The sequence below is a fragment of the Acetobacter suratthaniensis genome, assembly GCF_017377745.1.
GTDB lineage: Bacteria > Pseudomonadota > Alphaproteobacteria > Acetobacterales > Acetobacteraceae > Acetobacter > Acetobacter suratthaniensis.
In genome coordinates this window covers 1-23,419 of sequence record NZ_JAFVMG010000014.1, presented here as the reverse complement: position 1 = coordinate 23,419, position 23,419 = coordinate 1, and the positions used below count along the sequence as shown (strand labels likewise).

The following is a 23,419-nucleotide window of genomic DNA, read 5'->3' as shown; positions in this document are numbered from 1 at the left end:
ATGGTAACCCTTTCTACCCACGTGCGCGTGGCTCTGGGTGGTGTGCTGCTTATTGCCGTGGTTCTGGCCGGCTGGGGCTGGCATGTGACACATCAGGCCCAAACAATACGAATAGCGACTGTGACAGCATTTGTTCAGGGCAAACCTCAGCGGGCAGGGCTTGATTACGTTGTTGAAACTCAGGGCTGGCTGAAGTCTGAACTGGCCAAACGGGGATACAAACTGGAATGGGTGCCAGCGCCCAATGCTGCTGTTGGCCCTGTAATTAACGAGGCCTTTGCCAATCATGCCATTGAGTTTGCTTCTTATGGTGAATTGCCAGCATTGATCCTTAACGGTACAGCGGCCGGTGTTCGTACCCGTCTGCTCCTACCGTGGGGGCCGGGCGATGCTTATGTGCTGGTTCCCGCCAGCTCAGAAATACGTTCGATCAATGACCTGAAAGGTCGGAAACTGGCCATTCACAGAGGGCGACCGTGGGAAATTCCGCTGTTGCACCTGCTGGATCAGGAAGGATTGAGCTATGCTGATTTCCAGCTTTTTAACATCAATCCGGATGCCGGGGCGGCGGCTCTTACTGCGGGTGCGGTAGATGGTCTGGTTACGATCAGCCCTTACGAACTGGTCGATAAAGGTATTGCGAAAGTTATCTGGTCTACGAAGGGAAAGCCCCTGAGCTGGCATACGTTGGGTGGTTTCTGGGGGGATCGTGGTTTTATAGAGACCCATCCGGATATTACTCAATTGGTTGTGACCGCTTATGTCGCAGCCGCCCGATGGGCATCGGAAGACGCACATCGGCAAGCCTTTATTGAGCTGGGTATGCGCAATGGAACAGCTGCCACCATACTGGAGCGGCAGTATGAAGATCCAGCTCTGAACTGGCATGATCGCTGGTCGCCGCTATTTTCTGATGCTGTTATTGCCCATTTTGATGATGCTGCACGGTATGCACGTGCCAAGAATATTATCGCGAACGACATTGATATTCATCAGTTGCTTGACCCGGAGCCGGAGGCAAAAGCCATGACAACGCTGGGGCTGGAGGGCTACTGGACAGCCAGCGCGGCGCAGAGTGGCGCAGGGGATGCGCCACGCAAATGAGGAATATCTATCGTATCATTACCCTGATACCGGAATATCGGTTTCGTGCCGTTGTTATTCTGTTTACCAGTGCTGTAATCGGTCTGGGCGGTGCCATTGCGCCCTTCATTTTCCGCCATATTGTTAATATTCTTGCAGATTTTTCCGCTATGCGGATCGGGCCCACGCAGGCAGCGCGTGATGCTGCGATAGCTGTTCTCGGCTTTCTCGCGCTCCGGTTGGCACTCGTGGGGGTATCAGCCTGGCTGGAACAGGCATCTGATGCATTGTGGCGCAATACCATTTCCACTCTACGGCAGCGGGTTTTTGACAGTATGACCAGTCTGTCGATCGACTTTTACGGTCGTACGCGCGCAGGCGATATCATGGATCGTTTTGGTACAGTCACCACAATTACCATGTGGTTGTTCCAGTTGAGCGAGGGTACACTATCCGCCATTCTGCAGTTGCTGTTTGGTACCGTTCTACTGTTGTTTAAGGCTCCACTGGTCGGGCTGATCATGGCGCTGATTGTGCCGCTTAACCTGTATCTTTCTGTGGCTGAGGCCGGGAAAACCCGCTCGTACAAACGTGAATGGCATCGCTTGATTGGTGTTATGGCCGGTCTTCTTGGGGAGATGGTGTCACAGATTACTACTGTGCGGAGCATGGCGGGCGAGACGGGGATAATGAGCCGTTTTAATGCCGTACAGCGCCACTGGTGGGCCGTGCGTGAGGTTGAGCAGGGGGTAGAGCAGAAGTCGGGGGTTGTTATTAACCTGATCAACGCGGTGGGGAGTGTCAGCACTGTCGGTTGGGTGACGTATGGCGCCCTACAGGGGCGATATAGCCCGGGTGATATTCTGCTGGTTCTGACACTGACGCAGGCCATGATTGTTTCTTTGCAGCCAATAGGGCGATTGATTAACACGACTGCCGAAGTGGATACCGCAGCAGAGCGTCTGGTGGCTCTTTTAGATGAGCGCCCGACTGTGACAGACAGACCGGATGCTGCGGAACTCACGTATATTCGCTCTATTGCATTTTGCGGCGTCTATTTCCGGTATCCTGATAAAGCGCACAATACTCTGGAAGATATTTCCTTCGAGATCACGGCAGGTGAGCATGTTGCGTTAGTCGGGGCGAGTGGTTCGGGTAAATCAACCATTATCCGGCTTCTGCTACGCTTTTATGACCCGCAGCAGGGACGTATTCTGATTAACGGTCAGGATATTCGTACCTATACTCAGGCTTCTGTGCGGGCTGCTTTTGGTGTCGTGTTGCAGGATGTGGCGCTGTTTAACGATACCATCGCGCGGAATATTGGCTGGTGTAACCCGAAGGCCAGTGAAGCAGACATAGAGAGCGCTGCGCGGATTGCCCATGCTGACGACTTTATCCGACTGTTACCCGAGGGTTATGCAACGGTCGCGGGTGAGCGGGGTGTGCATCTATCGGGCGGTGAAAGACAGCGTATTGCTATTGCACGCGCTGTGCTCCGTGACCCGGGGCTTGTCATTCTGGATGAAGCGACCAGTGCTCTGGATAGTGAATCGGAACGCAAGGTTCAGGATGGGTTATCGCATCTGATGGCAGGCCGTATGGCGTTGATAGTGGCCCACCGGTTGGGAACAATCCGTAACGCCAACCGCATTCTTGTGATGAACCGCGGCAAGATTGTTGAGAGTGGTGATCATGGCAGCCTGATTGCCCAGCCGCATGGCGTATATGCCCGCCTACATGCCTTACAGAGCGTTCTGTAAGGCCATTCTGTGGATGGAAAAGTGTGGCTAAATTACACTCATTTAAACTGTATATAAAAAAATAAAACATTATGTTGACTCTTGCGTGTCCGAATGTAGCTTTAAAAATGTAATTTATCTTAAGGCGCAATTAATATCGTTGATTCGCAAATCTTCGGTGTGCTTGCGAAGCACTGGTCCCGCTTAATCTGGGCTGAGAGGAAAAATGGGACATTCTCGTAAATATCTGATTTTGCTGTGCGGTATTGCAACCCCAGTGGCGATGTCGCCAGTATGGGCGCAGAATGTTCTACCTGCTCAGGAAAAAAAGCAGAAACAACCGGCCGTTGTTCGGTCAGAAGTTAATCATGCCGCTGACAGCCTTAAGGAGGTGCAGGCGAAAGGTGGTGATGAAACAATCATAGTAACGGCGCAAAAGCGTGCTGAAAGCACGCAAAGAGTGCCAGGTTCTCTGGTGGCCATAACCGGGGAGAGGCTGCGCAACTCCTTGATTACCCGCGCGAATGATGTTTCGCGTTTTGTGCCGAATTTCAACGGTGATGACGCAAGCGGAAATGCAACTCCGCGGTGGTATCTGCGCGGGATTGGTAATTCTGTGCCGGGCAACGGTCAGACAAGTCCGCTCGGCGTCTATCAGGATGAAGTCTATATCGGCCCGATTTTGGCTCAGGCTTTTCCATTATATGATTTGGAGCGGGTTGAGGTTCTCAGCGGGCCACAAGGAACGTTGTGGGGAAAAAACACAACGGCGGGAGCGATTAATTTCATCTCACGTAAGCCGTCCCTGACTCATGCTGGTGGTTATGCTCGCTCCGAATACGGATCATTCAACCGGCGTCTGCTCGAAGTTGCTGGGGGGACACCGCTTTCTGATAAAGTAGCAATCCGTGGCTCGGGCTATTATGTGGATGATGATGGTCTGGCGACGAACCACTATAATGGCAGCAAAATAAACCGTAATCGCGAAATCAATGGTCGCTTTCAGGTTCTGGCGAAACCCACTGATAATTTTACGGCGCTACTAAAGCTGGAATACCGTGATTATCATAATGAGGGAGATACGCTCTATTCAGGGCTGCTCCCAACGGATACTGCCCACATTCCTGCCCCCAAAGGGTATGATAATCAGAGTTCGGTCGGTTATTCGGGTACGAATCTGACACATAAAAGCGCTCAATTGAATCTCGACTGGAATTTGGGCCGTTATACACTGACCTCAATCAATGCGATTGACGGTTATGATTCACAGTCGATTTTGGGCACACAGGTCGCGCATGAAGGGACGCACACGTATAGCAAGCTGAGCGAATATACCATCTTCAACGATCTGCGTCTGGTTTCGCCCGGCAGCGACCGGTTCCACTGGATTGTGGGCGCCAATTACTACCATGAACGCATGACTTCGGATGCAGCTACAGTTGGCTTGCCCAATAATGTTGGTTTGGCGACTAGTTATACGGATACGTTCTTTCGCCAGACAGACAGCAGCTACGCGCTGTATGCCAATGCGGCTTTTAATATTACAAAACGACTGACACTGACAGGCGGTATTCGTCAGACATGGGAAGATAAGGCGATCAACCTGAACGCCTATGGCTCTACGGCTGGTGCCGGCGCACTTTCTTTTGCAGATCTAAATAATTTCTGGTTGCGAAATGGTGTTTCTGGTCCGGGTCTTCATACGACTGCGATGCAGAATGCCAAGCGTGGGTGGGACGCGCTCACATATGACGTGACTCTGACTTATTCCTTCATAGACAATGCCCGCGCGTATTTCCGCTACGCTAAAGGATTTCGGTCTGGTGGCTTTAATACGGGCGCGTCTACCCAGTCGCAGCTTGCCATTGTCAATCCAGAATATATCCGGGCCTATGAGGTCGGGTTAAAAAGTGAATGGTTTCATGGCAAGCTGACGGCCAATCTGGCTGCCTTTCTGAATGATTATACGGACATTCAGGTTACGGTTATCCAGTTGCCGCTCAGTCAGTTGACCAATGCCGGGCAGGGATGGTCGAAGGGGATTGAAGGGGCATTCCAATATCATCCGATTAAACCTCTTCGGCTTTATGGAACTGTCGGCCTTCTTGATACTCGGTATACAGATTTTCCTAATTGCAAATCTGGTGTGAGCTGCAGTGGGAATCAGTTCGTGCGTGCTCCGCATGTTTCTGCAAGCTGGACAGTCGAATACACACATGAATTCGGGAATGGGGACCACCTTATTTTCGAAAGCAACTGGTCTTACCGCTCTCATTATTATTTCAATGCGGGTACGCAAACTGCCCCGCTGGAGCAAAATCCGTTTGTGATCGGCAATGCCTCTTTGTCGTACAGACTGGCAAACCCGCGCGTGAAATTCACTGTTTGGACAAGGAATATTACGGATAGCCATGCTGCGTCTACCGTTATCCCGTCTAATAACTTTGGTTATCTCAAATATTACATCGACCCAAGAATGGTCGGTGGTGGCATATCAGGGGAATTCTGATCATGGCTAAAGATAAGCGCAAACTGGTTCTGGGCGCATTCCTGACCCGCTATGGGCATCACCCTGGTGCATGGCGTCAGCCAGAGACGAAGGTGGGAAAAGGCCCTGATTTTGATGCATGGCTCCATCTGGCGCGTACGGCTGAACGGGGCAAGTTCGATACTGTCTTCTTGGCGGATTTTGTCGGCATGGGGGGCGGTGATCTGTCGGGATATGCAAAAGGGGCCGGTTTTCATGGTTTTGAACCGCTGAGCCTTGTGTCAGCGTTGGCTGTTGCAACCCAGAACATTGGTCTGGTGGCGACCGTCAATACCAATTTCTCGCACCCTTATACACTGGCCCGCGCTATTGCATCGATTGATCATCTGAGCAAAGGCCGTATTGGGTGGAATGTCGTATCCTCTCTCGCACCCGGTTCCATTGCGACCTTTGGTGTTCATGATCCCTTGGATCATGAAGCCCGTTATGCACGGGCGGCAGAGTTTATCGAAGTGGCCAAGAAACTCTGGGATAGCTGGGATGACGGTGCTTTCGATAACCCAGACAAGGCCACTGGTCTCTTTCTTGATCCCTCACAGGGGCATCCGGTACACCATCATGGCACTTATTTCGATGTTGATGGAATTTTGGATCTGCCGCGGCCAAAGCAGGGTTATCCAGTGTTTGTTCAGGCAGGTAATTCCGATGTGGGGCGAGATTTTGCCGCCAAGCATGCTGAAATGATTTATGCAGCCGCGCAATTCGTAGAAGACGCCAAGGAATATTACGACGACGTAAAAGGACGTCTGGCCCGTTGGGGGCGCACACCAGATCAGTTGAAGATCACCCCCGGCCTCTCTTTTGCAATCGGACGTACGGAGGAAGAAGCGCAGGAGAAGTTTGAGCGCTTACAGAGTGCAGTTAATTTTTCCGGCCCGGTGGAACTGATGGGCGTTGATCTGACCGCGTACCCGCTGGATGGCCCGCTGCCAACGGATATACCGGTTCCAGAAAACGGCAAAGGACGCTGGGAGCAGGTGGTGCGTCTGGCCCAGAGGGAAAACCTGAGCATCCGCCAGCTGGTCTTGCGCTACAACGTGGTGCGCGGTCATCGGGTGGTTATTGGTACGCCCAAACAGGTTGCAGACCAGATCGAAGACTGGTTTCTCCGGGGCGTGGTGGACGGATTCAATCTGATTTCGCCGCTTAATCCGAGCTTTTTAGAAGAGTTTGTCGATCTGGTCGTGCCTGAGCTTCAGCGGCGGGAAATTTTCCGTACGGAATATGAAGGTGAGACCCTGCGCGACCGCCTGCGTCTGCCGCGTCCTGCCAACCAGCATGTACGTGCATCGGATACGGCCCACGTGGCCGCGCCGGTTTAAGCTAGGGAAGACAGGCTATGTCTGTAGTCGAAAATCTGACTGCGGCGACATCCGCGGATATCTGGTTTACCCGCTGCCCGGTGCCGACAGCAACGGGCCTCGCCTACCGGTTGGGCTGGCTGGAGCATGAATTTGCACAGGATGGTATCGCAGTAAGGACAATTCAGAACGAACCAGCCTTCAAGCGGCATCATTACGACCATGAACTGCCCGGCCTTGTGCGCGAGGGAGGCAACATGCTGGCGCTGGCTGCGCGTGCACAGGGCGCGCGTACCAAGCTGGTTGGCTTGACTTGGATTGAGGAGCGGCAGGCGATCATAGTTCGTGCCGGATCGGGGATTGCCGCGCCGGAGGACCTGAGGGGGCGCAGGCTGGCTCTGCCCTCATACGTGACCAATCCGATTGAATCTCATGTGCGGGGGAGCAGTATCGCCAGAGGCATGTCGGTCTCGGGCTATTATGGCGTGCTGCGTGCTGCAGGTTTGAGTTTTGATGATGTGGAGTTGGTAGAGGTCGGGGCTTCTGGTGCGCACGACCAGCCGCTGGGTGCGCGGTTATGGGCGCTGGATGCGTTGGTCGCGGGTAAGGTTGACGCCGTGTATGTCAAAGGGGCCTCGGCGGTTGATGCTGCGCGAACGGCGGGTGTTGTCGTCGGTATTGACCTAGATCAGATCGAAGACAGGCGGTATCGGGTCAATAACGGCACGCCGCGCCCGATTACTGTCCACGAGGATTTTATCGAAACCCGTTTCGAGCATCTGGTGCGCTTTCTGGAACAGACGCTCCGCGCGGCTGACTGGGCCGCAGATCATGCGGAGGAGGTGCTGAGTATTCTCAGCGATGAAACGCAGGGCAGCGTGGATGCCACAGTAAATGCTTATGGCGCGACGTTCCATGAAACCCTGCATCCAAACCTGTCAGATGAGCGGCTGGCCTTGCTGAACCGACAAAAGAAGCAGCTCTGGCTACATGGTTTTCTCGATCACGATTTTTCTCTGTCTGACTGGGTTGATGCCCGTCCGTTGCAGGAAGCATGGCGCCGGGTACGTGGCGGCTGACGTCACGCGGTGCCGAGATCATTTTTTAAAAGGATAATCTGTCATGACTACCGTTTCCACTGCTGTACTGAACCAGGCTACTGAAGCCTTTATTGAAACAGTCAAAGCCGAGGCCGAGCGTGCATTTGCCGCGTTCCGGTCTACCGGCACCATTACCGCTAATGGTACTGTTGGTTTTATTGAGCGGGTGCCGGGGGAGGATCTGCTTGTTTCGGTCAATTATCCTGGCCCGTTTGAGCCGGATCGTCCATTGCGTGCGGATGTTTTCGACCTGCAAGGTCATGCCGTGAAAGGCAATGCCCGTGGTGCCAGCCGTTATGCCAGAGTTTTTCGTGAACAGCCGACAATAACCAGCCTCAGCCACGTGCATTCGCCCGCTCTGGGGGCATGGGCGCAGACCCACCGTAGTTTTCCGTTCCATTATGTCCCTGTTCAGCGTTTCCGTCTTGTGCGCGAACTGCCGGTGTATATCGACCGGAGGCAGCCGGAGGATGATTTCATTTTACAGACTCTGGCTCGCGCCCCTGAAACGCCCGGTATCATCGAGGCCAATGGCGGTTCGACTGTCTGGGGCTGGAAAGGTCTGCGCGATCTGGCTGAATTTATCCTGTTGCTGGAAGAAGGGGCGGATATTCAGATCCGTGCACAGGCTATTGGTGGTTCCCGGCCTTTCGGTCCTGGGGTGCTGCGCCAACAGTGGACCATGAGTGGTCTGTATGAAAAAGCCAAATCCAGCAATCTGCTGACAGCAACAGATTTGTAAGAACAAAACGTTCGTACACCGCGCCCTCTTTCGCGCCGATATGGCGCGAAAGAAAGGGAAGGATAAACAAGACGGCACAATAACCGATTTACCAATACTTCATCGGTAGATGAAGCACCTTTTCGTATCGGATTGGCCGCGTGTCATCCAGCAGTCAGAACGTTCTCACGAGGAAAAAATGACGGTGCGAAAGATGTATCCGCAATATCATTATAAAAGGTTTATTCTGATTGATTTTGCTTTCGATGTGATCACCACCTGTGTTCGGTCGGTACCTGGGCATATGGCGCAGGCGGTGGCATTCGTACCCGACACAAGGCGGTTCTGGCAATCCAATGCCAGACGCACAGAGGTGGCAGGATTCAAGCGACTATATGCTGGCTCTCTCATCTATGCGGGTGTTTCCCTTATGGGGCATGGCATGGCGCTTGCCGATACGATAGACAAGACCAAGCCTAAAGTTTCCCAAGCGGCAGAGGAAGTGACCGTAACCGCTCTTAAACGCGAAACATCAATTCAGAAAACACCCGTTGCCATAACAGCTCTGTCTCAGGCAAAGCTGCGTAATGCCAATGTTCATGATCTGGCGGATCTGGCAAAACTGGTGCCTGGACTGGTCGTAACCAATGCGGGCCCAGGGCAGAATCAGGTTTCTCTACGTGGCATTCGTAGTGCTGGAGATTCACAGGTCGGAATTTATTACGATGAAACCGCTTTAGCGGCACCGCCGGGGTCGACCAGTAATCCTGCAGGGAGCAGTTCAGATTTTCATCTGTTCGATCTGCAACGTGTTGAGGTGCTGCGTGGACCACAAGGCACACTTTACGGGGCCGGTGCCATGGGAGGGGCGATCAAGCTGATTTTCAACAAGCCGGATTCAACCCGTTATGCCGCAGCAATAGACGGGCAGGGTGGCGGGGTGTTCCACGGCGGTGCGACCTATAATGTCAATGCGATGCTTAATGTGCCGCTGATCAAGGACGTGCTGGCAGCTCGGTTTGTCTATTACCGCTCTTCCATGGATGGTTGGATAAACAATCCAGCGCTTGGCACGCAGGGTGTTAACGAAGTACATTCTGAAGGGGGACGGTTTCTCCTGCGTTTTACGCCCCGTCGCTTTATCAGTATTGATTTCGCCACCAGCCAGTCATCACAAGATGGTGGCCCGTCATGGTGGTTTCCATCGGCAGGGCTGTACAATAGCCGCGATAAGGCGCGCCTTGGGTTTAATGATCGGCTGTCTGTCTATAGCCTGACAACCCATATCGATATGGGGCAGTGGGTGCGTTTTACCCATGTGGCCAGTTATCAGAACCGCAACCTTTTACAGACCCGCGATGCAAGTTATCTGTTTAACGTTGTACATGCCTATTATCCCAATCCGGCCCTATATTATCAGCCCCAATCTCTGGAGGATGTCACTAACGAATTCCGTTTCCAGTCTACCAAACGTAGCCCGTTGACATGGACTGTCGGTGGTTATCTGGAAAACAGACGGTCGGGAATTTTGTCTCAGGCACATATCCTGACACCGAATGGTATTGACCCCGCATCGCCAACAATTGGCCTGTCACGAACCATTGGGGATATTCTTCAGCAGCAGGCCCTGTTTGCCGAAGCAACCTACAACCCGATCCGCAAGCTAAGCCTGACGGCGGGCATGCGTTATTACCATTACAGCAAGACAGTTTCCGGCGCTACTTCGGTAGGTCTGCCACAATTGGGTACTTACCCCAGTGCGAACAAAAGCTGGGGAAGTGAGAACGCGGGTTTTCTGTATAAGGTCAATCTGGCCTATCAGTTTACCGATCAGATACTGGCCTATTTTCAGGTTTCCACAGGTTTCAGGCCGGGTGGGGTCAATCAGGGTATCGGTCTGGCTACGGCGGCCCCTTATCTGCCGGATATGCTCAGAACCTACGAAGTTGGCTTTAAAGGCTCGTTCCTGAACCGTCGTCTCACAACCAATCTGGCGGCCTATCGCACCGACTGGAGCAATATGCAGGTCAGTCTCCAGACCCCGACCTATGCTTATCTGGGCAATGCGGGGGCCGCGCGGATTCAGGGTATCGAAGCTGAAATCACGGCCCGGCTGACCAACGAACTTGATTTGTCTTTTAACGGCATGATCCAGAGCGCAAAACTGACAGCCGACCAGATTGCAAATGGTTCGGTGCCATCGGTTTCGACAGGCCATACGGGAGACCGCATTCCCAATATTCCTGATGGCACGCTGACACTGGCTTTGGACTACCATCACCCATTGTCCCGCACTCTGACCGGAATTGTGCATGTTGATGGAAACTATGTTTCCAAATCCTTTTCCGCATTTCATCCCGGTGCCACCAGTTACTGGCAGATTGGAGATTACGTTGTCTTCAACGCGCGGGTGGGTGTGCGCGCCCATGATTGGGATGTTTATACTGTTGTTAACAACCTTACCGATCAGCGGGCGATCACCACTGCCTCTTCACCCATTTCCAGCTCTCTGGAAACCGTGGTGACAATGCCGCCGCGCATGATTGGCCTGAACGTATCAAAAACCTTCTGACAATTTTGGAGGACGTCATGTTTACGAAAACGATGTTCCATGGGATCGGCAGGACAGCCCTGCCAGCTCTGGCGCTTTTTGCTCTTGTGTCGCCGGTGCAGGCAGCAGCACCTTTAGGGGACCCCTTGCAGGGTGACGGTAGAACCTCGCCTTTTTATACGTGGAACGGTAGCGTGCCGCAGCATCCGGGCCGGTTGTTACGGAGCGAGCCTCTGCCTGATGTTCTGGGGTTGGAAGGTACAGGTGCTCAGTACCGCATTCTCTATGCGTCCACCGATGGGGTGGGAGGCAAAAAGCCTGTTGCCGTGTCTGGCGCTTTGTTTGTCCCTGCCGGAACCCCGCCGGAAGGCGGCTGGCCTGTGATTGCCTGGGCGCATGGTACGTTTGGCATGGCTGACATTTGTGCGCCATCATGGCATGGACGTTCCTATCGGGATGTGCGCTTTTTGCAAAGCTGGTTGAAGAATGGTTTCGCAGTGGTGGCAACGGATTATCAGGGGCTGGGCGGCCCCGGGCCTAACCCTGCACTGAACAATCGGGCCAATGCCTATGCGCTGATAGATAGCGTGCGTGCAGCGTTAAGCCTGCATGCGGCAAAGCTGGCTAACCGTGTGGTTTTTGTCGGTCAGTCACAAGGTGGTTCCGCTGTAGTGGCGGCATCCGGTTACGCACCGGGGTATGCACCAGATGTGAACTGGCTGGCGACTGTTGCCACCGGAACCATTTACGCCCCCGAAGGGCATGATCACGTGTTGGATGGCAAGCCTTTGTCCTCGAAGCCTGATCCGACTGTGGCGTATCAATATTATTCTGTGTTGGCGGCGCAGCAGACTGATCCGACAATTCGGGCGGAAGAGATTTTTACGCCTGAAGCGCTCCCGCTCTTCAAGCAGGCGCGGATCTATTGCCTTGATTCTCTGGAAGGGGATGCCGTAGAGACGCAACTCAGCCCTGCGGCTGCTCTGAAACCTGAAGGGCAGGCCCGACTGAAAAGCTGGTGGCACGAAGCTTTAAAACTGCCGACCGTGCATTTTGAACGGCCAGTGTTCATTGGGGCTGGAGGCAAGGATGGGTTGTTTATCGCGCAAAAACAACTGGCAACCGATGCCTGTGCTGCTGGCAGTGTAATCGAGGCGCACGCGTATCACGATCTCGGACATAGCGATACGTTAAATGCCTCGCAGCCAGATTCACTGCGCTTCGTTCAGGCGGTGCTGGCAGGAAAGGCAATCCAGCCACATTGCGACATTGAATAATGAGGTTCTGAGCCCGCCGGAGGTGGGCTCAGAACAGCTGGAATGTTAGGTGGCGCGGGGCAGGGGGCTTTATTCTGGCCAGCGCCATGCCTGATTACGGCGGCTGGCGGGTAGCTGTAGAGCCGCCGCCAGTTTTTGTTTCGTCTTCATCTCCGACATGGAGTGTTGCGAAAATTTTTTTGCGTAGGGCGAGTAGGGTGTTTTCATCGCCCGAGCGCGGATGCGGCAGGTTTACATCAATAATCTGCTGTGCTGGCCCCGGTCTGGGCTGGAGAATGACGACCTGATCACCCAAAAGCAGAGCTTCTTCGATGTCATGGGTTACCATGATCATGGTTGTGCCCTTAGTCATCCAGATACGCTGGAGTTCGCGTTGCAGATGGAGCCGTGTTAACGCGTCGACTGCGCCTAGTGGTTCATCCAGTAGCAGAACGGAAGGCTCATTCACCAAACCGCGTGCAATGGCTGCCCGCTGGGCCATGCCACCGGAGAGCTGGTGCGGGTAGGCATCTTCAAAGCCATTCAGGCGCACCAGATCAAGGTGTGCGGAAACCAGCGCATTGCGTTGTTCGGTCGGCAGTTTGCGCGCGCGCAGGGCCATGGCGACATTCTGGCGCACGGTCAGCCAGGGGAATAGGCGGTGATCCTGAAAAACCAGTCCGCAATCGAAAGAAGGGCCGTTAACCGCCTGCTCTCCAATGCGAACTGAACCGGTAAAATCCTTTTCAAGTCCGGCTATAATACGAAGAATTGTTGATTTTCCGCACCCGCTGGCGCCGACAATAGTAACAAAGCGACCCGCATTGATATTCAGCGAAATGTCACGCAGTACCGGTAATGCCCGCCCTGAGATCGTGTATGTCTTGCCGACATCTACCAGCCGGACAGCTTGTCCTCGGCCTTGCTGAGCCCCTTGCACTAAATGGAGAGCGCTTGCAGGTGCCAGTTTTATCGAAGAAGCTATCATGAGAGGTTATCCTGTTGGTCAGTCGCACGCCAGGCGGGTAATACCCAGCGTATGGCGCCTGTCAGCGCGGCGTTCATGAGAATGCCTACGCCCCCGATGAGGGAAATTCCGATAATGATCATATCCGGGCGCATCCGCTCCTGACCCGCCATAATGACGGCACCCAGGCCGGGCGCTGCTGCCAGAAACAGTTCTGAAGCGACTGTCGCCATCCAGGCAAAGGCCATGCCCTGACGCAACCCGGTGAGCAGGAACGGCATGGCAGCGGGGGCTTGAAGAAGCAACAGGCGAGAGAGCGGGTTGAGGTGCAGCATGTCCGCGACTTCGGTATATTTTTTTGGCACAGCGCGCACACCTTCATATGCATTGAGCATGACCGGTATTGATGTGGCTAAGGCGATAAGGATGATCTTGGCTTTTTCATCCAGCCCGAACCATAGGGTCAGTAAAGGCACAAGGCTGAAGATCGGCAGTTGCCGCCACGCCGAGACTGCCGGCCCCAGCAGAGTGTGCAGGCGGGGCGAGGCGGCAAGTGCGATACCGATGATGGCTCCGCCCGTCGCACCAGCAGCAAAACCACATAACATACGCACCACGGACGCCAGCAGATCCTGGGCGAGAAGGCCGTGTGCGGACAGACCGATAGTAACATGGATCAGGTCGGCCGGATTGGGTAAGAAGCGTGGGGTCGCGCGGTCAGCGGCCTGCCAGATTACAATCAGCCCGATCGGGAGCAGTAATCCACTGTTGCTCAGGCTGTGAAGCAGTCGTCGGGTTAGGGGAGGGCGCGCTAGCATCACGTAGCGCCCCACGGCATCAGGCGGCGTGCCCCTGCGCGAAGCAGGGCATCGCAAATAATCCCGATTGCGGCAGCAATAACAGCGCCCGCCATGACGACGTCGATCTGAAACATCTCTCGTGCCCAGCTCATCATCTGACCCAGACCCGAGGTTGCGCCGAACAGTTCCGCCGCCACGACCAACCCCCAGCAGCGGCCAAAGGCAATCCGTGCGCCAGCCGCAATAGCGGGCAGGACAGATGGTAAAAACAAGTAACGGAAACGATCGGTTGGGTTCAGTCGGTAGATCGCAACCACTTCCAGATAGCGGGTGGGCACCCCGCGAGCGCCTTCGAGTGTTGCCAGAGCAACAGGAAAAAAAGCCGCTAGAGCAAGGAGTGTTACGATAAAATGCTCACCAATACCCAGCCCCAGAATAAGCAGAGGGCCAAGTGCAATAAACGGGATCTGCCGTAGCGCCGTAAAAAGAGGGCCAATCTGCCGCCAGAGTGTTTTTGAGGTTCCACAGAACAGACCAAAAACAATTCCGGCACTGCCGCCAATGGCTAAAGCAAGAAAAACACGGCGGGCGGAGGCTAGTAGATTATCCTCCAGTGTGCCGTCGCGCGTCAGGTCAAGGAGGGTGCGCGCGACATCAGCGGGAGGAATGAGCAGCGTTCTGGGAAATGAACCGCTCCAGCAAAGAATTTGCCATAGGGATAGAAAGGCGATCAGGGTCAGGGCTATGGGGCCGGTTTTTCTGGCCACGAATTTAAGACTGAAGAGCATGGCCTGACGAATCCTTCCCATTTCACCGATTGAAGAAAGTGTTTTTATATTAAAACACAATATGAATGTATATAAATCCTTGACTCCAATCTAACAATATATAAAAAAATATCTCGTAATTAATGATGGAAATTCCTCCTGATCGTGAGATCGCAACTGCGAAAGAGGTATGTCATGTCCACCAGCAGTTCAGCAGTAACAAAGGCCGCAACGGTTGATACGATCTGGTACACGCGCTGCCCTGTGCCAACGGCAACGGGGATCGCCCTTGATCATGGCTGGCTAAACGATGCGTTTCAGGCCCAGGATATTGATCTGGTTTCGATCCGCGACCATGAAGATCCGACCCGTCGCGCATCACATTTTAACCATCAGGGGTTTGGCCTGTTCCGTGAGGGCGGTAATATTCCGGCTATCTGGGCGCGCGCCCGTGGCGAAAGCACGGTGGTTGTCGGGCTGACATGGGTGGACGAGGCTCAGTTTCTGCTAGCACGCCCTCAGTCCGGCATACGGAACGAGCAGGACCTGAAGGGGAAAAAACTCGGCCTGACACGGCGTCCGGGTGAAACAATCGATTTTGTAAGGGCAATGGCGTTGCATGGCTTTGCGTCAGCCCTGCAGGTTGGTGGTTTGACGCTGGATGATGTGGAAATTGTTGACATTGATGCCCCAGCCGTCGAGTTCCGCCGTGCGGACCCTGACCGGCCATGGCGTGACCCGACGTTTGATGCCCTTCTGGCTGGTGAAATTGATGTGGCCTACATCAAGGGCGCGCCAGCGATTGCCCTGAGGGAAGCTTATTCCCTGATCGTGGTTGCTGATCTGAACACCTATCTAGACCCGGCGTTGCGAATCAATAATGGTACCCCCCGACCGGTAACGGTTGATCGGGCTTTTGCTTCGCAGCATCCGCAACTGGTTGCACGCTACCTGTCAGTGCTGCTGCGGGCTTCCGAATGGGCAGAAGCGCATGCGCAGGACGTTTTTCGGATTGTTGCTGCGGAAACCAGCACCACGCCACAGGATGTGGAGCGTGCCTATGGCGCACGTTTGCCGTGGAGCTTGGGCATTACGCTGGATGTTGAGCGGATTGCGGCATTGACGGCACAGAAAGAGTTTCTGCTGGGTCATGGATTTTTAGCCGGGGATTTTTCAGTCGAAGAATGGATTGACCCTGTGCCACTGGCACTGGCGCGCAAACTTCATGAGGTGGAGCAGCCATGAAGCGTTTGATGAATGCGGCTTTATCTCGCCGAGGCTTTCTTGCAGTGGCCGGCTCAGCGTTGGCTGTAAGGCCCGCGCTGGCTGCGGAGCGCATTGTGCGGGTGGGTGTGCCTCGCGCATTTGATGAGGCCGGGCGGCCAGTAGAGGCTGAAGGTATGCTGGGGGCAGCAACGTTCTCGGCGTTGAATGCCGCTCTGGCAGCCCATCAAGCCCGGGTGGAATGGCGTTATTTTGTTAATGCTGGCCCGGATATTAACGAAGCATTCGCATCGGGCCAGATTGATCTGGCGCTCTACGGAGACTTTCCGGCCGTGATTGCGCGGGCCGCTGGTATTGATATTCGACTGATCCTGCCACTGACCCGTGGGGCGCTGGAATCCTATTTGGTTGTGCCTACAGATTCCCCGGCCAAAACCGTGCAGGATCTGAAAGGTAAGCGGCTAGCGGTCAATCTGGGGCGCCCATGGACACTTGCGTTCTCCCGGTTGTTGCGTCAATCCGGGCTGAAGCTCTCGGATTTCCAGATCGTTAACCTTGTCATGCCCGAAGGTGATGCCGCAGTTGCTGGCCATCACGTCGATGGGCAGGTGACCCTGAATGGGCTGGCTCTTCAGGCACGTGGTGCTGCCCGTATTCTGTGGTCTACAGCGCAAGCGCCGTTGTCATGGAAGTTCGGTACCGGATTATTCGCCAGTAATGCGATCATTCAGCAAGATCCTGATCTTATTCAGGCTATCGTGACAGCCCTGATTTCTGGCTCTACTTTCTACGCCCGGCCAGAAAATCGTGATCAATATCTGAGAATTGCCGCAGCAACACAGAACCTGCCCCTCGAGTTGCGCGAGGAATCATGGAAAGGCAAAGATATCCGGGGGGTATTGTCGCCGGTTTTTGATGATTTCATCACGCAGCACTACCGCGATGTGGCGCAGTTTGCGCGCGCCTCACATCTCATTTCACACGATATCGATATTTCGACCATGATTGATACCGATTTTTCTCGTAAAGCTCTTCTGAATGCAGAGGCAGAAAACACATGGCCCATTCTGGACGCTGATGGCAACCCGCTCCAGAAACGCTAATCCCTCATAGATTATCGTTTGTTGCGGTATTACGGACGATAAATTTTACAAATAATTTGATATTAAATTATTGACCACTCATATTTGTGGTGGAATAGTCGGGTATTGAATGCCACACTGAATTGTTCAGGATCGGAGGGAGTAAACTGTCGCAGTGGCCAGATTGGTGTGTCTGGGCAGTAAAGCTCGGATATTACGCTCTGTTGCCGATCCTGAATTTCAGAGTTTCATCATCTTTAAGACAAATAATGATATGGGGATGCCAGACTAATGAGTATTCAGATTGGGCAGATAGCCCCTGATTTTATTCAGGAAAGTACTCAGGGAATCATCAGCTTTCATGAATGGCTGGGAAATTCATGGGGGATTCTGTTCAGTCATCCCAAAGATTTCACACCCGTTTGCACAACGGAACTGGGAACAGTCGCACGGCTGGCGCCTGAGTGGGAAAAACGGAATACAAAAGTGCTGGCTCTGTCTGTTGATGGGCTGGGTGAGCATGACCTTTGGCTCCATGATATCGAGCAGACACAGGGTGTTTCGCTCTCCTATCCCGTTCTAGCGGATTCAGATAGGAAAGTATCAAACCTGTACGGCATGATTCATTCTGCATCAGATCCGTCTCTTACTGTGCGGAGTGTTTTTGTTATTGATCCAGCTCGCAAGGTCAGGCTGATCCTTACCTATCCGCCTTCAACAGGCCGTAATTTTGCAGAGATCCTTCGCGTGCTGGACAGTTTGCAGCTGACGGATCGCTTTAAGGTGGCAACTCCATCAGACTGGCAGCGTGGTGAGGAGGTGATTATCGTGCCATCTGTTAATGATGAGCAGGCGCGTAATCTGTTTCCCGAAGGCTGGAAGGCCGTTATACCGTATCTGCGCTATGTGCCTGATCCGGTCCAGACATCCTGAAAATGCGTGTCATGGAGTAATGTCATGATTTTGGGCAGCATGCCGGGTGAAAAACGCACGCACTGGTATTCCGATTGGGGTAAAAAGTGGAGAGCGTCCGAAACGACATACCATTCGGCTCCTTGGGTGGAGGCGCTCCGGCCTTTTCAGGTTCTGACAGTTCCGGGTCTGGATGGGTCAAACCCGGAACACTGGCAAAGCCGGTGGGAAGAAGAACTCCCGCGCAGAGGAATACTGTGCGCACGCGTTGAGCAGAATAACTGGCGTGCTCCAAGTTATGTACACTGGGCACAAGCGCTTGAGCATGCCGTCCTGAACAGTCATTATCCGGTTTTATTAGCGGCCCATAGTCTTGGTGCCATTCTGTCTGTCAGGTGGTCTGCCGCAAATCCGCGGATTGCCCGTCATATTGCTGGCGCACTGCTTGTTGCACCAGCCGATACTGAACGGCATGAAGGCGAAGATAAAGCACGCGTTACGGAATTTACGCCCCTGCCGCGGTCACAGCTACCGTTTCCTGCAATTGTTGCCGCGAGCGGCAACGATCCTTGGTTGAGTACAGAGCGTGGGCGAATGCTCGCGCAGGACTGGGGAGCCACCTTTGTTCCGACAGGGCAGAAGGGCCATATGGGCAATGCTGCACGGCTTGGACGCTGGTCCTCAGGTCTTATTCTTCTAGGGCAATTGGCCGAACGTTGCCAATGGCCTCGGAAATGATGGGGGAGGAGTCATATAAAATGATCAGATCAGGCGTCTTTCTGTAGCTATTATCCATTGATAGCTCCATAAATGGCAAGAGTTTCGAACATGCCATACAGGTTCGTCGTGAGAAAATCTTTTCGATATAAGAAAAGAAGAGTGTAGATAAAATCAATAAAAATCCATAGATTCGAGTTTTCTATATATATTTGTCGTCCATACGGATGCAAGCAGGCTCAATTACATTAACAATGAGCTAAATTTTATTTTATTTTAATAAAAAATAAAATTCTCAATAAATAATAGAAAATTATTTATTGAAACTTTCCAGTTTAAGCTTTTCTCTGAAATTGTTTCTTGGAAGACGATATTCGATACATTCAATCTTTTTAAGAATTAAATCATAACAAATTTTAATTGATTTGTAGAACCCTTGTCATTTCAACGTAACTGATCCATGATTCAAGGCTATTTTTTGATAGGTGCAGAAAGGTGGCTACTTTCACGCGTGTTAGCTAAATTAGACATTCAAAATGTCTTTTTAGGCTGGTTTTCGTGTACGGCTGTGGCTTTCAATCGTAAGATGAATGATCTGAAAAAGAAAATTTTTCTAGCGTTTGGTTTCTTAAAGTTTGCATCAATAAAAAGCCCTCTATTGAGAATATTAATTTCGTCACTTTTGCTGTTGTATGATTCTTATCTCATTGTAAAACCATTTTTACTGAAAAATTTTAGAAACTTTATTTCTGAAGGCAATGCAAATTACTCATGGCATGATGCTATAATTTTTATGGGTCTATTGGATATCCCCCGTTTTTTTATGGGTGTGATATTATTTTTAATGGCGTTTATAGTGTTGTTCAGGACAAGAGTGGCGTGGTTTTCTGCCATTTCAATACTTTTTTGTGTTTCGTTTATAGATTTTTTTGTAATAAAAAATGATTCTATTTCTGTAGTATATTTTATATTAACTATCGTATACTTACTCATGGTGTGGCGTGATTTCTATAAGCACAATCTCGGAACTATCAGCCTTTTTGCACTGCTCAGCATTGTATCTTTATTGGTGTATGGATCTCTAGGTGTCCTTTACCTTGGGGATCAGTTTTCTCCCCATATTCTTAATGTGTATGAAGCGATATATTTTGTCATTGTATGTATGTCTACTGTTGGTTTTGGGGATATTGTTCCTGTAAGTGATACCGCAAGAATTTTTACTGTAACGGTGATTATTTTTGGAATTACAATTTTTGCTGCGTCTCTTGCATCTATTGCGGGGACTATGGTTAGAAACAACGTTAAAAAAATACTGCATGGGAAGATCGCGAAAGTGACAAGAAACAACCATTGTATAATAATTGGTGCCTCATATTTTGCGCAGGGCGTTTGCCGAAAGTTTGTGGAAGCTGGTATCGTTATAACGGTTGTTTGCAAAACTGGTGAAAAAAATCTTTTTCCTGAAAATATTGATATTATTGAAGGAGACCCAAGCTCAATTGATATATTAAATCTGGCAGGGGCAAAGGAGGCAAAATATATTTTATCATTGATGGAAAATGACTCTGATAATGCCTTTATTCTATTGGCGGCTAAAGAGGTATGCGGAGAAAAAACTAAAATTATCGCTTTAGTAAATGACGATCAAAATATTAATAAAATTAAGATTATTAAACCTGATGGTATTCTTTCTTTGCAGGAGTTGGGGAGTGAAATATTGATGCAAACGATAAGTGGTAAAACGGACAATAATTCTATCGTAAATATTTTTCTAAAAACATAAAAAATAATTGAATGCGTGATTAATTTTCTGCAAAGGTTTTAAATGGGCGCAACCAACATTTATGCGTTTTTTTGGGGGGGTTTATTTAAAAATTATACTCTTATCGAAGATCCGTGGTCAATTATACTGAGGTATTTAGGTGAAAATATCTGTCCAAATAATAAATCTCCCAGAACGGTTGCTTTTATTCCCATGGTATCGGTGCAAAAAAGAATTTTATCCTGTGATCTGGTCGATTTTTTTGGCATGTCATGTATCAGAAAGAAACATGGTTTAAATTTTCTGTTGTGGAGGTGATTGGTTTCTTCATAGTAAACACAATCACCTCTGTAAGTCATTTATTGACCGTTAGGTGCTTGGAAAGCTTTAGGGTGGTTATATAAACTTCCTGTAATTGCGGCATAAAGGATGGTTTTTCCGTCTATGCTCTCTGGCCCCCCGCCGATATTGAACCATGTTAACTCTTCCTTAGGGCTATTATCGTGCGTTTCGTAGCGTAGCCCGTACATATTTTTGTCGTCGAACATCAGAACGAATTGATGATTGCGACAATCATGCTGTTTGCAGGCCAAAAGAACGGTGTAAGGTTTACCGTCCATTGTTACGCCCACCGGTTCGCTTTCGGTTGCTCTCTTGAGCCAGTCGGGTCGTTCATCTTTCCCTAAGAACGTCCCTACTCGTTTAGCGAACGTTGTATCCCGCATATGAACGCTCAGCGTGCGGGGAGTATCTTCGGCCATAGCAAGGGGAGATGAGAGCGCCAGAATAGCTACGGGAATGGCAAAGACTAAGAAACGCATCGTAGTCACCTCACATAATAGGCTCAGAGACCCAGCTTTAGCTTTTCGATTTTCTGGTCAGTTTTATACTGGCTAAGCGCATAAACAGACCAGATTGCGGCAGGAATCCAGCCGAGCAAGGTGATCTGCAAAACCAGGCACACGATTCCAGCAATCGGTCGCCCGATGGTAAAAAATTGTAGCCACGGTAGAAAAATAGCCAAAAGTAAACGCATGTTTTTTCTCCTGTTTGCGTGACAATACACTAAGATATTCTTCCTCAATAAGGAAGGTTCCTATGTATTGTCGAAAGATGGGTATTTTGAGGCTTCTGGAGGGAAAGTGCCAAAAAACGCTGGTTTTTGAGAGTCATCTTTTTCTACGATTTTGTGGAGCAAATGAATCGCTGGATTGCGTTGACGTGGTGCGGTTGCCCCCGTAAAAGTCCGCATTCCGAAATCAGCGAAGCCCCACCAGGCGCAGCTTTACCCGGCGCCGGAGGCGTTGTCTGAGCATGTCCATAACCTTTACTGACCTTTCACTCGCGCCTTCTTTGCTGCGCGCACTGGCTGATGAAGGCTATACCACTCCCACCCCCATTCAGGCCGGGTCTATTCCCATTCTGCTGCAGGGGCGTGACCTGCTGGGTATGGCCCAGACGGGAACGGGAAAGACCGCTTCTTTTGCGCTGCCGCTGTTGCATCGCCTTGCTGAAACGCCCCGTCAGGCTCCCGCTGGTGGGGCACGTGTTCTGGTCCTGGCTCCCACGCGCGAACTGGTCTCGCAGATTGCGGATGGCTTTGAACGTTTCGGGCGCTATCAACAACCCCGTGTGACAACAATTTTTGGCGGCGTCAGCCAGGTGAATCAGGTCAATGCCCTCAAGGATGGCGTAGACATTATTGTCGCGGCTCCGGGGCGGTTATTGGATCTGGTTGAGCAAGGCCTGTGTGATCTATCGCAGCTTGAAGCGCTGGTGTTGGATGAGGCTGACCAGATGCTGGATATGGGGTTCGCCAAACCGATCGAGCGTATTGTCGCGACATTGCCTAAGGAACGGCACACCTTGCTGTTTTCTGCGACTATGCCTAAATCCATTGCGGCACTGGCTGAAAGCCTCCTGCAGGACCCGGCGAAGGTTGAGATCGCACCGCCATCGACCACTGTGGACAGGATCGAACAGTCGGTCATGTTCGTGAATGCAGCGGATAAGAAAGATGCTCTCCTGTCGCTCCTGCGGACGCCTGGCATTGGGCAAGCTGTAGTTTTTACCTTGCAAAAAAATATTGCCAATGAAGTTTGCACCTTCATTACTGAAGCAGGCATCACGGCTGAAGCCTTGCACGGCAACAAGTCCCAAGGGCAGCGCGAGCGTGCATTGGATGCCTTCCGGTCCGGTGCTGCACAGGTTCTGGTTGCAACCGATATTGCCGCGCGTGGGATCGATGTCGATACGGTCACGCATGTCTTCAATCATGATCTGCCGAGCTTGCCGGAAAGCTACGTGCATCGTATTGGCCGCACCGGCCGTGCAGGACGTAGTGGCTTTGCCGTTACGTTGTGTGATGCCGAACAGCGTGCCTGGCTGCATGATGTAGAGCGCGAAATTGGTCGCACTTTAAGTGTGCATGATGATCATCCGTGGCACTCGGAAGAGGCCCGGCATTCGACCATGCGCCCGCCTGTGCTCGGTGGGGGGCCTGTCAAGCAAATCAAGCCGCAGAAAAAGCGTGAACGTAAGGTCTGGACCGAGGAAGAAAAGAACGCTGCGCGTGCTGCTGCTAAAATGACCTGAAAAATCAAGAGTTTTCCGGTGAGAACTGCCGCTAGCGTGGCGTTCCGCGCTTCGAGAGTTTGAGACACACGGTAGATTTGATAAGGGAGACAGGCAAAGCAGGCTGTCTCCCTTATCGTTTTTTTCCGGGCAGTAAAATAGGCACCGTTAATAATTGTTTAATACCCGACGGTAAGTGAGAGTGTACCGAAGCCTCCTTTATTACCGAAGCCGTTCTGTTCCCGGATGGCTGAGACGCCATGGAGGCGCCAGCCGACATTGAAGACGAGACTGACATAGCGATCCACAGCG

At 51.8% G+C, this 23,419-nt stretch carries 19 protein-coding genes; 14 read left to right on the top strand and 5 right to left on the bottom strand.

Annotated elements, in window-relative coordinates:
* From J2D75_RS11555 to J2D75_RS11520, 8 genes are all read left to right on the top strand, one after another.
* Entirely contained in the window at positions 1–1,104 is a 1,104-nt protein-coding gene (locus J2D75_RS11555; protein ID WP_207854973.1) for an ABC transporter substrate-binding protein, read from the top strand.
* Positions 1,101–2,846 carry an ABC transporter ATP-binding protein gene (locus J2D75_RS11550; protein WP_207854972.1) on the top strand — a complete coding sequence of 582 codons (1,746 nt, stop codon included), beginning with the start codon at positions 1,101–1,103 and terminating at the stop codon, positions 2,844–2,846. Before J2D75_RS11555 ends, J2D75_RS11550 begins: the two co-directional genes overlap by 4 nt.
* Positions 2,847–3,051: 205 nt before the next feature.
* Positions 3,052–5,334 carry a TonB-dependent receptor gene (locus J2D75_RS11545; RefSeq protein ID WP_207854971.1) on the top strand — a complete coding sequence of 761 codons (2,283 nt, stop codon included), beginning with the start codon at positions 3,052–3,054 and terminating at the stop codon, positions 5,332–5,334.
* Between the two features lie 2 nt (positions 5,335–5,336).
* Entirely contained in the window at positions 5,337–6,695 is a 1,359-nt protein-coding gene (locus J2D75_RS11540; RefSeq protein ID WP_207854970.1) for an LLM class flavin-dependent oxidoreductase, read from the top strand.
* 17 nt (positions 6,696–6,712) lie between these two features.
* Positions 6,713–7,753, top strand: a complete 1,041-nt coding sequence (locus J2D75_RS11535; protein WP_207854969.1) for an ABC transporter substrate-binding protein — start codon at positions 6,713–6,715, stop codon at positions 7,751–7,753.
* 43 nt (positions 7,754–7,796) lie between these two features.
* Positions 7,797–8,516, top strand: a complete 720-nt coding sequence (locus J2D75_RS11530; RefSeq protein WP_207854968.1) for a class II aldolase/adducin family protein — start codon at positions 7,797–7,799, stop codon at positions 8,514–8,516.
* Positions 8,517–8,799: 283 nt separating this feature from the next.
* On the top strand, positions 8,800–11,067 hold the full coding sequence (locus J2D75_RS11525) for a TonB-dependent receptor (protein WP_207854967.1): 2,268 nt from the start codon (positions 8,800–8,802) through the stop codon (positions 11,065–11,067).
* A 17-nt stretch (positions 11,068–11,084) separates the two neighbouring features.
* A complete protein-coding gene (locus J2D75_RS11520; protein ID WP_207854966.1) occupies positions 11,085–12,323 on the top strand; it encodes a lipase family protein in 1,239 nt (412 codons plus the stop codon).
* 94 nt (positions 12,324–12,417) lie between these two features.
* Here J2D75_RS11520 and J2D75_RS11515 read toward each other — a convergent pair whose 3' ends face one another.
* From J2D75_RS11515 to J2D75_RS11505, 3 genes are read right to left on the bottom strand one after another with little or no spacing between them, the layout of a single operon-like run.
* Positions 12,418–13,290 (bottom strand): ABC transporter ATP-binding protein, encoded by an 873-nt coding sequence (locus J2D75_RS11515; protein ID WP_207854965.1) that lies wholly within the window; start codon positions 13,288–13,290, stop codon positions 12,418–12,420.
* Entirely contained in the window at positions 13,287–14,087 is an 801-nt protein-coding gene (locus J2D75_RS11510; protein WP_207854964.1) for an ABC transporter permease, read from the bottom strand. The genes J2D75_RS11515 and J2D75_RS11510 overlap by 4 nt, the downstream gene beginning before the upstream one ends.
* The gene (locus J2D75_RS11505; RefSeq protein ID WP_207854963.1) at positions 14,087–14,857 is read right to left on the bottom strand and encodes an ABC transporter permease; all 771 of its coding nucleotides are present in this window, start codon (positions 14,855–14,857) and stop codon (positions 14,087–14,089) included. Before J2D75_RS11505 ends, J2D75_RS11510 begins: the two co-directional genes overlap by 1 nt.
* A gap of 174 nt (positions 14,858–15,031) precedes the next feature.
* Here J2D75_RS11505 and J2D75_RS11500 point away from each other — a divergent pair, with 174 nt between their 5' ends.
* The 5 genes from J2D75_RS11500 to J2D75_RS11480 all read left to right on the top strand — a co-directional run bounded on the left by J2D75_RS11500 (position 15,032) and on the right by J2D75_RS11480 (position 20,554).
* On the top strand, positions 15,032–16,081 hold the full coding sequence (locus J2D75_RS11500) for an ABC transporter substrate-binding protein (protein ID WP_207854962.1): 1,050 nt from the start codon (positions 15,032–15,034) through the stop codon (positions 16,079–16,081).
* Positions 16,078–17,163 carry an ABC transporter substrate-binding protein gene (locus J2D75_RS11495; protein ID WP_207854961.1) on the top strand — a complete coding sequence of 362 codons (1,086 nt, stop codon included), beginning with the start codon at positions 16,078–16,080 and terminating at the stop codon, positions 17,161–17,163. The genes J2D75_RS11500 and J2D75_RS11495 overlap by 4 nt, the downstream gene beginning before the upstream one ends.
* 270 nt (positions 17,164–17,433) lie before the next feature.
* Positions 17,434–18,075 carry a peroxiredoxin gene (locus J2D75_RS11490; protein WP_207854960.1) on the top strand — a complete coding sequence of 214 codons (642 nt, stop codon included), beginning with the start codon at positions 17,434–17,436 and terminating at the stop codon, positions 18,073–18,075.
* A 24-nt stretch (positions 18,076–18,099) separates the two neighbouring features.
* Complete coding sequence (locus J2D75_RS11485; RefSeq protein ID WP_207854959.1) at positions 18,100–18,792, top strand: RBBP9/YdeN family alpha/beta hydrolase; 693 nt, start codon at positions 18,100–18,102, stop codon at positions 18,790–18,792.
* Between the two features lie 439 nt (positions 18,793–19,231).
* On the top strand, positions 19,232–20,554 hold the full coding sequence (locus J2D75_RS11480) for an ion channel (RefSeq protein ID WP_207854958.1): 1,323 nt from the start codon (positions 19,232–19,234) through the stop codon (positions 20,552–20,554).
* A 338-nt stretch (positions 20,555–20,892) separates the two neighbouring features.
* On the opposite strand, the gene J2D75_RS11475 is transcribed toward J2D75_RS11480, so the two are convergent.
* Entirely contained in the window at positions 20,893–21,354 is a 462-nt protein-coding gene (locus J2D75_RS11475) for an Ivy family c-type lysozyme inhibitor (protein ID WP_207854957.1), read from the bottom strand.
* A gap of 23 nt (positions 21,355–21,377) precedes the next feature.
* Entirely contained in the window at positions 21,378–21,569 is a 192-nt protein-coding gene (locus tag J2D75_RS11470; RefSeq protein ID WP_207854956.1) for a YqaE/Pmp3 family membrane protein, read from the bottom strand.
* A gap of 278 nt (positions 21,570–21,847) precedes the next feature.
* Between J2D75_RS11470 and J2D75_RS11465 the strand changes: the two genes are divergently transcribed.
* Positions 21,848–23,128, top strand: coding sequence for a DEAD/DEAH box helicase (locus tag J2D75_RS11465; RefSeq protein WP_207854955.1), 1,281 nt, complete (start codon positions 21,848–21,850; stop codon positions 23,126–23,128).
* Positions 23,129–23,419: the final 291 nt, after the last annotated feature.

What these genes read in the sequence shown, in the direction of transcription:
- J2D75_RS11555 (WP_207854973.1), top strand. Translation starts at nt 1, where the DNA reads ATGGTAACCCTTTCTACCCACGTGCGCGTGGCTCTGGGTGGTGTGCTG.
- J2D75_RS11550 (WP_207854972.1), top strand. Translation starts at nt 1,101, where the DNA reads ATGAGGAATATCTATCGTATCATTACCCTGATACCGGAATATCGGTTT.
- J2D75_RS11545 (WP_207854971.1), top strand. Translation starts at nt 3,052, where the DNA reads ATGGGACATTCTCGTAAATATCTGATTTTGCTGTGCGGTATTGCAACC.
- J2D75_RS11540 (WP_207854970.1), top strand. Translation starts at nt 5,337, where the DNA reads ATGGCTAAAGATAAGCGCAAACTGGTTCTGGGCGCATTCCTGACCCGC.
- J2D75_RS11535 (WP_207854969.1), top strand. Translation starts at nt 6,713, where the DNA reads ATGTCTGTAGTCGAAAATCTGACTGCGGCGACATCCGCGGATATCTGG.
- J2D75_RS11530 (WP_207854968.1), top strand. Translation starts at nt 7,797, where the DNA reads ATGACTACCGTTTCCACTGCTGTACTGAACCAGGCTACTGAAGCCTTT.
- J2D75_RS11525 (WP_207854967.1), top strand. Translation starts at nt 8,800, where the DNA reads ATGGCGCAGGCGGTGGCATTCGTACCCGACACAAGGCGGTTCTGGCAA.
- J2D75_RS11520 (WP_207854966.1), top strand. Translation starts at nt 11,085, where the DNA reads ATGTTTACGAAAACGATGTTCCATGGGATCGGCAGGACAGCCCTGCCA.
- J2D75_RS11515 (WP_207854965.1), bottom strand. Translation starts at nt 13,290, where the DNA reads ATGATAGCTTCTTCGATAAAACTGGCACCTGCAAGCGCTCTCCATTTA.
- J2D75_RS11510 (WP_207854964.1), bottom strand. Translation starts at nt 14,087, where the DNA reads ATGCTAGCGCGCCCTCCCCTAACCCGACGACTGCTTCACAGCCTGAGC.
- J2D75_RS11505 (WP_207854963.1), bottom strand. Translation starts at nt 14,857, where the DNA reads ATGCTCTTCAGTCTTAAATTCGTGGCCAGAAAAACCGGCCCCATAGCC.
- J2D75_RS11500 (WP_207854962.1), top strand. Translation starts at nt 15,032, where the DNA reads ATGTCCACCAGCAGTTCAGCAGTAACAAAGGCCGCAACGGTTGATACG.
- J2D75_RS11495 (WP_207854961.1), top strand. Translation starts at nt 16,078, where the DNA reads ATGAAGCGTTTGATGAATGCGGCTTTATCTCGCCGAGGCTTTCTTGCA.
- J2D75_RS11490 (WP_207854960.1), top strand. Translation starts at nt 17,434, where the DNA reads ATGAGTATTCAGATTGGGCAGATAGCCCCTGATTTTATTCAGGAAAGT.
- J2D75_RS11485 (WP_207854959.1), top strand. Translation starts at nt 18,100, where the DNA reads ATGATTTTGGGCAGCATGCCGGGTGAAAAACGCACGCACTGGTATTCC.
- J2D75_RS11480 (WP_207854958.1), top strand. Translation starts at nt 19,232, where the DNA reads ATGATTCAAGGCTATTTTTTGATAGGTGCAGAAAGGTGGCTACTTTCA.
- J2D75_RS11475 (WP_207854957.1), bottom strand. Translation starts at nt 21,354, where the DNA reads ATGCGTTTCTTAGTCTTTGCCATTCCCGTAGCTATTCTGGCGCTCTCA.
- J2D75_RS11470 (WP_207854956.1), bottom strand. Translation starts at nt 21,569, where the DNA reads ATGCGTTTACTTTTGGCTATTTTTCTACCGTGGCTACAATTTTTTACC.
- J2D75_RS11465 (WP_207854955.1), top strand. Translation starts at nt 21,848, where the DNA reads ATGTCCATAACCTTTACTGACCTTTCACTCGCGCCTTCTTTGCTGCGC.